Origin of the sequence: Pseudomonas sp. P7779, from assembly GCF_013386315.1 — a bacterium.
GTDB lineage: Bacteria > Pseudomonadota > Gammaproteobacteria > Pseudomonadales > Pseudomonadaceae > Aquipseudomonas.
In genome coordinates, this window is record NZ_JACARZ010000017.1 from 65,686 (window position 1) to 78,369 (window position 12,684).

Here is a 12,684-nt window from a genome sequence, read left to right on the forward strand (position 1 = left end):
AAATCCTTAACAGAGAGCAAAGGTCTCTGAGCTCGAAAAAGTAACGATGCAGTGACGATATGTCGCAGCGCAATCAATCGCGGTGATTTTATGGCTAAACACCGGGCAAGTAAAATTCCTATAGCGAAATTATTCGTTGGAATAAGGACATAGTGCACCTTCTTGGGGCTGTAGCCCTTGTGCTGCGGGCATTAGCGGGCTTTTCACGAATTGTGTTTTGTTTAACCGGTAAAGAAGTTTTCATGCTCTAAATGATAATGAATATTGTTTGCGTGGGGTTTAAGCGAATGTTTCTCGTGTGGCGGGGGAAGTTGCCGTTACTTGCTAGATTGTCGCTTAGTTGCTGACGGAGATCTTTTAACCGATCTGGTTGATGCAGATACCGCTCTAGATCAATGTTTTGCACAAATTTTCAGAATGCACACATTCCCCTTGTGGGAGCGGGCTTGCTCGCGAATGCAGTGGGTCAGCCAATGAATCTGTTGACTGATACACCGCATTCGCGAGCAAGCCCGCTCCCACATTTTGATCTGTGTTGTGTCAGGCAGGGTTTCATCAGTGCAAAAAAACGCCCCGAACCAGTCGGGGCGTCAGATCGTGCGGCACTGCGGTTAGGTCTTCCGTGGGGCCGCAGTGGCCGTGTACTCAGTACTTAGTGGAACTGCTCTTCTTCGGTCGAACCGGTCAGCGCAGTCACGGACGAGGTGCCGCCCTGGATCACGGTGGTCATGTCGTCGAAGTAACCGGTGCCCACTTCCTGCTGGTGCGCCACAAAGGTGTAACCCTTGGCAGCATCAGCGAACTCTTGTTCCTGCAGCTTCACGTAGGCAGTCATGTCGTTGCGGGCGTAGTCGTGCGCCAGGTTGAACATGCTGTGCCACATGTTGTGAATGCCGGCCAGGGTGATGAATTGGTGCTTGTAGCCCATGGCAGACAGTTCACGCTGGAACTTGGCGATGGTCGCGTCGTCCAGGTTCTTCTTCCAGTTGAAGGAAGGCGAGCAGTTGTAGGACAGCAGTTGATCCGGGTATTCCTTCTTGATGGCTTCGGCAAAGCGGCGAGCTTCGTCCAGGTCCGGCTTGGCGGTTTCGCACCAGATCAGGTCGGCGTACGGCGCGTAGGCCAGGCCACGAGCGATCGCCTGGTCGAGACCGGCGCGCACTTTATAGAAACCTTCCTGGGTACGTTCGCCAGTCACGAACGGCTGGTCGTACGGGTCGCAATCCGAGGTCAGCAAATCAGCCGCGTTGGCATCGGTACGGGCCAGGATGATGGTCGGAGTGCCAGCAACGTCAGCAGCCAGACGAGCAGCCGTCAGCTTTTGAACAGCTTCCTGGGTTGGAACCAGTACCTTGCCGCCCATGTGGCCGCATTTCTTCACCGAAGCCAGCTGGTCTTCGAAGTGAACGCCGGCAGCGCCTGCCTCGATCATGCTCTTCATCAGCTCGTAGGCGTTCAGTACGCCACCGAAACCGGCTTCAGCGTCTGCAACGATCGGTGCGAAGTAGTCGATGTAGCCTTCATCGCCCGGGCCTTTACCGGCTTTCCACTGGATCTGGTCGGCACGGCGGAACGAGTTGTTGATGCGCTTGACCACGGTTGGCACGGAGTCCACCGGGTACAGCGATTGGTCGGGGTACATGGATTCAGCGGAGTTGTTGTCCGCTGCCACTTGCCAGCCAGACAGGTAGATCGCCTGGATACCGGCTTTGACCTGTTGAACCGCTTGGCCGCCAGTCAGGGCGCCCATGCAGTTGACGAAATCTTTTTCGGGACGGAAGGACGGCTTGGCACCCTGGGTGACCAGCTTCCACAGCTTCTCGGCGCCGAGTTTTGCAAAGGTGTGCTCAGGTTGAACCGAGCCACGCAGGCGGACGACGTCAGCAGCGGAATAAGCGCGGGTCACGCCTTTCCAGCGTGGGTTTTCAGCCCAGTCTTTTTCAAGGGCTGCAATTTGCTGTTCGCGTGTCAGTGCCATGGGGAAAAACCTCGTCGCATAGGTCTAGGTGGAAAATTCCATTTGCCAGCCACGTAATCAGTGCGTGGTTATGGCTGCTCGCTGACCAGAAGCTTAGGCGGTCAAGTCAGGCTTGGCGGGGAAGGCGACGGGATGAACGAGTGGCTCAAGGGGGAGTTGAGCAGGTAAGGGCGAACTGCGAACAGTCTTCGGGCGTCGTGGGCCTTTGTACGATCCATCAGTGTGTTGCCGGGTTACCTGGTTAGCTTCCGTCCCTCGGGACAACTTCGTTCCAGTCGCAACCTCGTCAAACACACCTTGTGGGCGGTACAGACACGAATCGGCTCAGGTGGGTGGCTTTGAGCGACGATCCGAAGGCCCTTGCCAGGGCCCCTGATTAGCGGGAGCGAGGCCATCATGCCCATGCTTTTTTGGATCGTCAAATGTTTTGTAGTGCTTTTTTTAAAGCACTACATCTTTAGTCTAATACGACTCGCCAGTCAGTTTTTGGTGCTTCAGTTCAGCGTGTCGACTTTGACCCGCAATGTCAGGTCATCGCGCCCTTGAGTAGAGTAGCTGCGGGTTGTAGTACTTTTGTCGGCCTGGGTCTGGCGGTTGATCCCGGCCAGGGTGATCCACTCGCCCAGGCGTCCGCTGACAGTTGTGTCGGTACTTTGCACGTTCACTACATCGGGACGTTCTTGGCTCATGCGGTCACGATTGGTACTGATGCTCAGGTGAACGGTCTCGCCGGTGACGCTGGCCGTCACGTAGAAACCCTGGGTTACGTTGCGATACTGGGTCTGGTTCTGCGGGCGGCCGTAGGCATCGGGCTGGGTGGTGGTGAGGGGCACGCTCTGGCCGACCTGGATCAGCGCGGGCACGCCTTCGCTGGCCTGGATCTGCTGGATCCCGCCGTCACGGCTTTCGGTGCTGTAGGTGATGACCTGTGTTTGATTGTTGCCGTTGCTCTGCTGGTTGTTTTCGTTGGTGTCGACGGTGATCAACAGGCGTTTGGAAGGCGTATCCAGTTGCGCGAGCAGGGCGCGCAGGCCCTGGATCTTGTCGGGCTCGGCGTTCACGATCAGTTGGTTGCCGTAGGCGCTGACGGTGCCGTCCTTGCCGATAAAGTTCTGCGCCACCGGCAGCAGGTCGGCGCTGGTGCGGTTGCTCAGGGGCACGACTTCGGTGGCGGCCATCACCGAGAAACTGGTGGCCAGGAGCAACAGGGTGAGCAGGGTGCGTAGGGACATGTCCGTTATCTCTGCGAGTCATTTAGGCTAGATATTGCCAGTTTGTCGGCCTGGCTGGGTGCAAGTTGAATCCTGGACGGCAAAAGGCCCTGGCATCGGAGGATGGCAGGGCCTTTTGAGGTGTTGCTGATGGCGCCTTCGCGAGCAAGCCAGCTCCCACATTTGACCTCATTCCAAAGGATGTACTGGATCGGATGTGGGAGCTGGCTTGCCTGCGAAGGGAGCGACTCGGTCTCGGATCAGCCCTCGCGCACCATATCAACGTGAGGAATCCCGACTTCCAGGAACTCATCGCTGACAATCTTGAAGCCCAGGCGCTCATAAAACGGCGCCGCATGGACCTGTGCACTGAGGATCTGCCGGGTCTGGCCGCGTTTCTCGGCCACGCCGATCACCGCTTCCATCAGCTTGTCGCCGACCTTCAGGCCGCGCCAGTCTTTGAGAACCGACACGCGGCCGATCTCGCCGGTAGGCAGCAGGCGTGCAGTACCGATGGGAAAGTCGCCTTCGAACGCCAGGAAATGCACGGCACTCGCGTCGTCTGCATCCCATTCCAGCTCCGGTGGAACCGATTGTTCAGCGATAAATACCGCTTCACGAATGCGCCGTATCTCGGCGATATCCTTTTGCCAGTCCGCGACACTTACGTGAATCTTATTCATCGGCAAACCCCAGGCTTCCTTGCTTGACCAGTTCCCACAGCAGGGCGCAGCCATCTTCATCCGCCAGCCATGGGCCGAGGTTGTCGATGTGCAGGGCGTCGGCGGCGCACACCAGCTTCAGCAGTTCCCGCAGCTTGCCCGGCAACAGGCGGCTCTGGCCGCTGGCGAACAGCAGCAGGTCGTCGTCGACTTCGGACCAGGCCAGGCGGGCGCTCGGGTTGCGGATCAGCACGGCGCCGTTTTCCAGGCTGCCCAGCAGGTCTTCTTCTTCCACTTCCGGGCCGGCGACCAGTTCCGGGTAGCGCGGCTCGGTCATGAACTGGCCGAACCAGGTCAGCAGCATGCGCTCGTCGCTCATGTGCTCGGCCAACAGGCTTTTCAGGCGGTCGAGGGCGTCGCCCTGGATCTGGTGCGGGTCGCTGACCGGCTGGGCATCGGCGTCGGTGTAGCGCTCTTCGTCAGTCAGGTACTGGCTGAGGAAGTCGGTGAAGTGGGTCAGCACTTCAGCGGCGCTCGGGGCGCGGAAGCCTACGGAGTAGGTCATGCAATCATCCACGGCCACACCGCAGTGGGCCAGGCGGGGCGGCAGGTAGAGCATGTCGCCCGGTTCCAGCACCCATTCGGCGGTCTCTTCGAATTCAGCGAGGATGCGCAGGTCCGCGTGTTGCAGCAGCGGGCTTTCGGAGTTGCACATCTGGCCGATCTTCCAGTTGCGCTTGCCGGAACCTTGCAGCAGGAACACGTCGTAGTTGTCGAAGTGCGGGCCCACGCTGCCACCCGGGGCGGCGTAGCTGATCATCACATCGTCAATGCGCCAGCTTGGCAGGAAGCGGAAGTTTTCCAGCAGTTCGGCCACTTCCGGCACGAACTGGTCGACCGCCTGCACCAGCAGGGTCCACTCGCGCTCGGGCAGGGTGCTGAAGGCATCTTCGGCGAACGGGCCGCGGCGCAACTCCCACGGGCGTTCGCCGTGTTCGATGATCAGGCGCGACTCGACTTCTTCTTCCAGCGCCAGGCCGGCCAGTTCGTCGGCGTCGATCGGGCTTTCGAAGTCAGGGATGGCCTGGCGGATCAGCAGGGGTTTTTTCTGCCAGTAGTCGCGCAGGAATTCCCGTGCCGTGATGCCGCCCAGAAGTTGAAGAGGAATGTCAGGATTCATGTGTAACCTATTGAAAAAAAGCACTTTTCAGACGGGAATAAAAACGCCCGGCGCTGCCGGGCGTCTCAAGGGGTCAAGCTTCTATCAGATGCGTTTGGCTTGAGCCACAGCGTTGCCGATGTAGTTGGCCGGGGTGAGCAGTTTCAGCTCGGCCTTGGCGGCGGCTGGCATGTCCAGGCCGTCAATGAAAGTTTGCAGCGCTTCGGAGGTGATGCCCTTGCCGCGGGTCAGCTCTTTGAGCTTCTCGTACGGGTTTTCGATGTTATAGCGGCGCATCACGGTCTGGATCGGCTCGGCCAGGACTTCCCAGCAAGCGTCCAGGTCGGCGGCGATCTTCTGCTCGTTGAGCTCCAGTTTGCTGATGCCTTTGAGGCTGGCTTCGTACGCGATCACGCTGTGGGCGAAGCCCACGCCGAGGTTGCGCAGTACGGTGGAGTCGGTCAGGTCGCGCTGCCAGCGGGAGATTGGCAACTTGCTGGCCAGGTGCTGGAACAGGGCGTTGGCGATCCCGAGGTTGCCTTCGGAGTTTTCGAAGTCGATCGGGTTGACCTTGTGCGGCATGGTCGATGAACCGATTTCGCCGGCAATGGTGCGCTGCTTGAAGTAGCCCAGGGAGATGTAGCCCCAGATATCGCGATCGAAGTCGATCAGGATGGTGTTGAAGCGCGCAATCGCGTCGAACAGCTCGGCGATGTAGTCGTGGGGTTCGATTTGCGTGGTGTACGGGTTGAAACCCAGGCCCAGTTCGTCTTCGATGAAGGCGCGGGCGTTTTCTTCCCAGTCGATCTCAGGATAGGCCGACAGGTGGGCGTTGTAGTTGCCTACGGCGCCGTTGATCTTGCCCAGCAGCGGTACGGCTGCAACTTGAGCGATCTGGCGCTCCAGGCGGTACACCACGTTGGCCAGTTCTTTACCCAGGGTGGTCGGCGAAGCCGGCTGGCCGTGGGTGCGCGACAGCATCGGAACGTCGGCGAAACGGATCGCCAGTTCGCGGATGGCGTCGGCAGTCTGGCGCATCAGTGGCAGCATCACGTCATCACGGCCTTCGCGCAGCATCAGGGCGTGGGACAGGTTGTTGATGTCCTCGCTGGTGCAGGCAAAGTGGATGAACTCGCTGACCTTGGCCAGTTCCGGCAGCTTGGCCGCTTGCTCTTTGAGCAGGTATTCGATGGCTTTAACGTCGTGGTTGGTGGTGCGCTCGATCTCTTTGACACGCTCGGCGTGCTCCAGAGCGAAGTTTTCCGCCAGGGCGTTCAGCACAGCGTTGGCTTCGGCAGAGAACGCCGGCACTTCGCTGATGCCAGGGTGAGCGGCCAGGCGCTGGAGCCAGCGCACTTCAACCAGAACACGAGCACGGATCAAGCCGTATTCGCTGAAAATAGGGCGCAGGGCCTGGGTTTTGCCGGCGTAGCGGCCGTCAACAGGGGAAACCGCAGTGAGCGAAGAAAGCTGCATGGGGTGTTCTCGGACAGTCGGGCAACGAAATGGGGCGCGTATCATACATGAAAAAATCCGCCGGTCCGTTGCCAACTGACCGGCGTATTACGCGTGGGGCTATAAAAAAATCGGTTGCTGCGACTTATTCGTTGCGCATCAACGGGTAAAGCTCTTTCAGCAATTTGCGTCGGCTGACCACCAACTGCCAGCGATGACCGCCCAATTGGCGCCATAACCGCGCCGAACGAATACCGGCCAACAGCAGGGCGCGGATTTTCGAGGCGTTGTTTGGTTGTTGCAGGTTGCGCATATCGCCGTGCACCTGGATCCGCTGGCGCAAGGTGCTCAGGGTGTCCTGGTACAGGGCGCCACAGGCTGCGATCACGTTTTCGTGGGCCGGGCCAAAATGCTCGACCTGGGACTGGATCTGCGGCAGGCGCTTGCCGATGGTGTCCAGCAGGTCGTCGCGCTTGGCCAATTGACGCTCCAGGCCGAGCATCGACAGGGCGTAGCGCAGCGGCTCGCGCTGCAAGGTGCTTGGGTCGCGCTCGAGGGCGCCGACCAGTGCGCGATAACCTTCGCGCAGGGCCAGGTCGTCGCCGCCGTACACTTCCAGGGTGTCCTTCGGGTCGCGGATCAGCAGGCTGCCGAGCATGCAGGTCAGGCCTGCCTCGGTGACCTGGCCGGTCTTGGCGATCTTGTCCACCAGCACCGCGGCGAGAAACACGCCGCCCAGTGCCGTCAGTTGCTCCTGGGTCGGGCTCATGCCTGGCTGCTCCAGGGTTCGGCAACTTCGATCACACCGCCCCCCAGGCAAATCTCTCCGTCATAGAACACTACCGATTGGCCGGGCGTTACGGCGCGCTGCGGGTCGTCGAAGGTGGCGCGATAGCCGGTGGCGGTTTTTTCCAGGGTGCAGGGCTGGTCGCTCTGGCGATAGCGCACTTTGGCCGTCAGGCGGCGCGGGCTGCTGAGGTCCACCGGGTTGACCCAGTAGATGTCCGAGGCCAGCAGGGCACGGGAGAACAGCCATGGGTGGTCATTGCCCTGGCCCACGATCAGCTCGTTGTGCTCCAGGTCCTTGACCAGCACGTACCACGGCTCTTCGCCGGCGTCTTTCAGGCCGCCGATGCCCAGGCCCTGGCGCTGGCCGATGGTGTGGTACATCAAGCCGTGGTGACGGCCGATGATCTCGCCTTCGGTGGTCTTGATCTCGCCCGGTTGCGCCGGCAGGTACTGTTTGAGGAAGTCGCTGAAACGGCGCTCGCCGATAAAGCAGATCCCGGTGGAATCCTTCTTCTTGGCGGTGGCCAGGCCGTGTTTCTCGGCAATGGCGCGCACTTCGGGCTTTTCCAGCTCGCCCACCGGGAACAGGGTCTTGGCGATCTGTTCGCCGCCGACGGCGTGCAGGAAGTAGCTCTGGTCCTTGTTGGCGTCCAGGCCCTTGAGCAGCTCGGTGCGGCCATCGATGTCGCGACGGCGCACGTAGTGGCCCGTAGCAATCAGGTCGGCACCGAGGATCATCGCGTAGTCGAGGAACGCCTTGAACTTGATCTCGCGGTTACACAGGATGTCCGGGTTCGGCGTGCGACCGGCCTTGTATTCGGCCAGGAAGTGCTCGAACACGTTGTCCCAGTACTCGGCGGCGAAGTTGGCGGTGTGCAGCTTGATGCCGATTTTGTCGCAGACGGCCTGGGCATCCGCCAAGTCGTCCATGGCGGTGCAATATTCCGTTCCATCGTCTTCTTCCCAGTTCTTCATGAACAGGCCTTCCACCTCATAACCCTGCTCCATGAGCAGAACGGCGGAAACGGAAGAATCCACGCCGCCGGACATACCGACGATGACGCGCTTCTTTTGTGTGTCAGAAGGGGCTGGATCACGCATAGGATTTCAACGGGAGTCTTTAAAAAGGACGCGATTCTAGCAGGCTCGCGTCTGCAAGGCTAAAGAGAAGGGCGGATCAATTCGAGGCTGTGGCGCTGGCCGGCCAGATAATCGTCGATGCAGCGGATGATCAGCTCGCTGCGCCAGTCTTCGCGCAGGGCCATCAATTCGTCACGGGTCAGCCAGCGGGCGCGCAGAATACCGTCGTCCAGTGGGTAGTCCGGGTGGTGTTGCAGGGCCTTGGCGATGAAGCATACGCGCTGATAGGTCACGCCATTGCTGGGAGCGGTGTACAGGTAAATCCCGACAATCCCGGTGGCTTCGACGTCCCAGCCGGTCTCTTCGAGGGTTTCGCGCACGGCGGCCTCGGTCAGGGTTTCGTTCGGGTCGAGGTGGCCGGCGGGCTGGTTGAGCACGGCGCGGCCGCCCTTGAGTTCTTCGACCATCAGGAAGCGGCCGTTGTCTTCGACGATGGTGGCGACGGTGATGTGGGGGAGCCAGGTCATGGGAGAGTCTCGAGAAATCAGAGAAACATCATACAGGGGCGCCCGCCGAGAGCGCCCCTGTCGGTTACTTCGCGGCCTTGGTGATCGCGTCGAAGGCGACCATGTCATCAATCACTTCACCGTCGGTGGCTTTGGTTTGCGCTTGCCATACGACGATCACCACGTTCTGCGTGGGATTGATGTAGACAAACTGCCCGAAAATGCCGGCAGCCGTGAAGGCCTTGTCCGCCTTCGAGGCGGCGGTCCAGGCGGGCCACCACATGGAGGCAAAGTCGCCGTACGCCGGGTCGGTGCCGGTGGTGGCGCTGGCGAAGCTCATCCAGCCCTGGGGCAGGACCTGTTTGTCGCCGGCTTTGCCGCCGCTGAGTACGAACTGTCCGAAGCGCCCGTAATCTTCCAGCGTTGCACTGATGCCGCTGCCGCCGACTTCGTTGCCATTGGGGCCATCGAGCCACCAGTTGGCGTCGGTTTGCATGCCGTAGGGCGCCCAGATCTTCTCGCTCAGGTATTGCGCAAGTGGCTTGCCCGTCGCGGCGCTGACCAGTTGGCCCAGCACTTGGGTCTCGCCGGTACTGTAGTTGGTGCGGGTGCCGGGCGGCGCGGCGCTGGGCAGGCTGGCCATGAACTTGAGGGCGGAGCCGGGCACCTGTTCGGTTTGCAGCTTGAGCATCATGCGCCGGTCTGACGTCGGGTCGGCGTATTTCTCACTCCATTTGACCCCGGAGCGCATCGCCAGGACCTGGCGTACGGTGGCCTGGTCGTAACCACTGCCGGCGAGTGCGGGCAGGTATTGGGTGACTTTGTCATCCAGGCTTTTGATCGAGCCGTCCTGCAGCGCGGCGCCCACGAGGGTCGAGGTGATCGACTTGGCCACCGACATCGACATCCACCGGGTGTCCGGCGTGTTGCCTTTTTCGTAGCGTTCAGTAACGACCTGGCCGTTCTTGATCACCAGCAGGCCTGTTACCCGGTTGAGGGCGACGTAGTCGTCGAGGCTGTAGCGTTTGCCTTCATAGTCGAAGGCCACTGGCCCCAGCGGTTGGCTGCTGTGCGGCAGTGGAAACGGGTGGCCACCGGCCTTGATGGTGCGTACCGGGAACAGGCGATCAATGTTGCGGAAGGTGCTGACAGCGTCGGGTTCACTGAGTTTGCCGTCGTACATGGTCTGTACGTCGCCGATCGGTTCCTGGGCGTGGGGGTAGGGACTTGAAGTGCCTGCGCAGGCCGTCAGCAGGGCCAGGACCGAGGAGCAGGTCAGCGCCTGTAGGAGGTTTCTTGGCATGGGAACGTCCTTACTTATTGTTCTTTGAGGGTTGGAACAATAAGAAGACAAAGCAAGGACTGCGCCCGTTCCTGAAAAACAGGCAAAAAAAATCCGGAATCCTTTCGAATTCCGGATTTTCCTGTCGCACGAGGATCAGTCAGCGATCCTCGTGCGGCGGCACCTCAAGGCATCACACCAGCGCAGCGATTGCCGCGTTGAGGGTGGCGCTTGGGCGCATGGCCTTGCTGGTCAGCTCGGCGTTCGGTGCGTAGTAGCCACCGATGTCCACTGGCTTGCCCTGGACAGCGTTGAGCTCGGCAACGATGGTTGCCTCATTCGCGGTCAGGGTCTTGGCCAGTTCGCCAAACTGCGCTTGCAATGCAGTGTCTTCGGTCTGGGCCGCCAGGGCTTGAGCCCAGTACAGCGCCAGGTAGAAGTGGCTGCCGCGGTTGTCGATGTTGCCGACTTTGCGCGATGGCGACTTGTTGTTGTCGAGGAACTGGCCGGTGGCCTGGTCCAGGGTCTTGGACAGTACCAGGGCTTTCGGGTTGTTGTACGTCACACCCAAATGCTCGAGGGATGCGGCCAGGGCGAGGAACTCGCCCAGGGAATCCCAGCGCAGGAAGTTCTCTTCAACCAGTTGCTGCACGTGCTTCGGAGCCGAGCCGCCAGCGCCGGTTTCGAACAGGCCGCCACCGTTCATCAGCGGCACGATCGACAGCATCTTGGCGCTGGTGCCCAGTTCCATGATCGGGAACAGGTCGGTCAGGTAGTCGCGCAGAACGTTGCCGGTCACCGAGATGGTGTCCAGGCCCTTGCGGGTACGCTCCAGGGTGAACTTCATCGCGTCGACCGGCGACATGATGCGGATGTCCAGGCCTTCGGTGTTGTGGTCTTTCAGGTAAGCCTGAACTTTCTCGACCACGACGCCGTCGTGCGCGCGCTGTGGGTCCAGCCAGAAGATGGCCGGGGTGTTGCTGGCGCGGGCGCGGTTGACGGCCAGTTTGACCCAGTCCTGGATCGGCGCGTCTTTGGTCTGGCACATGCGGAAGATGTCGCCGGCTTCAACAGCCTGTTCCATCAGCAGGTTGCCCTTGCTGTCGGTGACGCGGACTACGCCGTCAGCCTTGATCTGGAAGGTCTTGTCGTGGGAGCCGTACTCTTCGGCTTTTTTCGCCATCAGGCCAACGTTTGGCACGCTGCCCATGGTGGTTGGGTCGAAGGCGCCATTGGCCTTGCAGTCTTCGATCACTGCCTGGTAGATAGTGGCGTAGCAGCGATCCGGGATCACCGCCTTGGTGTCGTGCAGCTGGCCGTCGGTGCCCCACATCTTGCCGGAGTCACGGATCATGGCAGGCATCGATGCGTCGACGATGACGTCGCTCGGCACGTGCAGGTTGGTGATGCCTTTGTCGGAGTTGACCATCGCCAGGGAAGGGCGAGCAGCGTATACCGCCTGGATGTCGGCTTCGATCTGCGCTTGCTGATCGGCCGGCAGGGCCTTGATGCGAGCGTACAGGTCGCCGATGCCGTTGTTCAGGTTGAAGCCGATCTGCTCCAGCACCACAGCGTGCTTGGCCAGCGCGTCTTTATAGAACTCGGCAACGATCTGGCCGAACATGATCGGGTCGGAAACCTTCATCATGGTGGCTTTCAGGTGAACCGACAGCAGCACGCCTTGTTTCTTGGCGTCTTCGATTTCAGCGGCGATGAAGCTGCGCAGGGCTTTCTTGCTCAGCACGGCGGTGTCGATGATCTCGCCAGCTTGTACGCTGGTTTTTTCCTTCAGGACGGTAGCGGTACCGTCCTTGGCGATCAGTTCGATCTTGACGGCATCAGCGCCTTCGATCTGAACGGCTTTCTCGCTGCCGTAGAAGTCGCCGTTGCTCATGTGGGCAACGTGGGACTTGGAGTCGGCAGCCCAGGCGCCCATTTTGTGCGGGTGCTTGCGAGCGTAGTTCTTGACCGACAGCGGGGCGCGGCGGTCGGAGTTGCCTTCGCGCAGTACCGGGTTCACGGCGCTGCCCTTGACCTTGTCGTAACGTGCACGGGTTTCTTTTTCCGCGTCGGTGGTTACGGTTTCCGGGTAGTCCGGCAGGGCGTAGCCCTGGGCCTGCAGTTCCTTGATCGCAGCTTGCAGCTGAGGGGTCGAGGCACTGATGTTCGGCAGCTTGATGATGTTGGCTTCAGGGGTAACGGCCAGGTCGCCCAGTTCGGCGAGGTGGTCCGGCACGGCCTTGGCGCCCAGTTGCTCGGGGAAGCTTGCGAGGATGCGCGCGGCCAGGGAAATGTCGCGGGTTTCCACGGCAATATCAGCGGAAGCGGTGAAGGCCTCTACGATAGGCAGCAGTGAATAGGTGGCGAGGGCTGGGGCTTCGTCGGTGAAGGTGTAGATGATCTTCGAGCGGGTGGGCATATTCGGATTAACTCTCTTCTTTGCTGAAAGCATGCGCAGAAACTCGAGATGCGCCGGGTAAAGCGCGTTCGTTCAAAGTCATCCATGAGCGAAATGTCGAAGTTTCTTCGCGGTGATGTTGGGTTGCATCAGTCGAGCGTCAA

10 protein-coding genes are annotated in these 12,684 nt (G+C 60.4%); all 10 read right to left on the reverse strand.

The window, feature by feature from the left end; genetic code table 11:
- Positions 1–652 precede the first annotated feature (652 nt).
- The 10 genes from aceA to HX869_RS05915 all read right to left on the reverse strand — a co-directional run bounded on the left by aceA (position 653) and on the right by HX869_RS05915 (position 12,541).
- Positions 653–1,978 carry an isocitrate lyase gene (gene aceA, locus HX869_RS05870; RefSeq protein WP_003219577.1) on the reverse strand — a complete coding sequence of 442 codons (1,326 nt, stop codon included), beginning with the start codon at positions 1,976–1,978 and terminating at the stop codon, positions 653–655.
- A gap of 494 nt (positions 1,979–2,472) precedes the next feature.
- A complete protein-coding gene (locus HX869_RS05875) occupies positions 2,473–3,210 on the reverse strand; it encodes a secretin N-terminal domain-containing protein (RefSeq protein ID WP_003219578.1) in 738 nt (245 codons plus the stop codon).
- Positions 3,211–3,449: 239 nt separating this feature from the next.
- Complete coding sequence (locus HX869_RS05880; protein WP_003219580.1) at positions 3,450–3,872, reverse strand: GNAT family N-acetyltransferase; 423 nt, start codon at positions 3,870–3,872, stop codon at positions 3,450–3,452.
- The gene (locus HX869_RS05885; RefSeq protein WP_003219582.1) at positions 3,865–5,031 is read right to left on the reverse strand and encodes a cupin domain-containing protein; all 1,167 of its coding nucleotides are present in this window, start codon (positions 5,029–5,031) and stop codon (positions 3,865–3,867) included. The genes HX869_RS05880 and HX869_RS05885 overlap by 8 nt, the downstream gene beginning before the upstream one ends.
- Before the next feature lie 84 nt (positions 5,032–5,115).
- Entirely contained in the window at positions 5,116–6,486 is a 1,371-nt protein-coding gene (gene purB, locus HX869_RS05890) for an adenylosuccinate lyase (RefSeq protein WP_003219584.1), read from the reverse strand.
- 124 nt (positions 6,487–6,610) lie between these two features.
- Positions 6,611–7,234 carry a high frequency lysogenization protein HflD gene (gene hflD, locus HX869_RS05895; RefSeq protein ID WP_003219586.1) on the reverse strand — a complete coding sequence of 208 codons (624 nt, stop codon included), beginning with the start codon at positions 7,232–7,234 and terminating at the stop codon, positions 6,611–6,613.
- Positions 7,231–8,355, reverse strand: coding sequence for a tRNA 2-thiouridine(34) synthase MnmA (gene mnmA / locus HX869_RS05900; protein ID WP_003219588.1), 1,125 nt, complete (start codon positions 8,353–8,355; stop codon positions 7,231–7,233). The genes hflD and mnmA overlap by 4 nt, the downstream gene beginning before the upstream one ends.
- Positions 8,356–8,414: 59 nt before the next feature.
- On the reverse strand, positions 8,415–8,861 hold the full coding sequence (locus HX869_RS05905) for an NUDIX hydrolase (RefSeq protein ID WP_008431568.1): 447 nt from the start codon (positions 8,859–8,861) through the stop codon (positions 8,415–8,417).
- A 64-nt stretch (positions 8,862–8,925) separates the two neighbouring features.
- Entirely contained in the window at positions 8,926–10,143 is a 1,218-nt protein-coding gene (locus tag HX869_RS05910; RefSeq protein ID WP_178902860.1) for a serine hydrolase, read from the reverse strand.
- A 172-nt stretch (positions 10,144–10,315) separates the two neighbouring features.
- Positions 10,316–12,541 (reverse strand): NADP-dependent isocitrate dehydrogenase, encoded by a 2,226-nt coding sequence (locus HX869_RS05915; RefSeq protein ID WP_087693052.1) that lies wholly within the window; start codon positions 12,539–12,541, stop codon positions 10,316–10,318.
- Positions 12,542–12,684 lie beyond the last annotated feature (143 nt).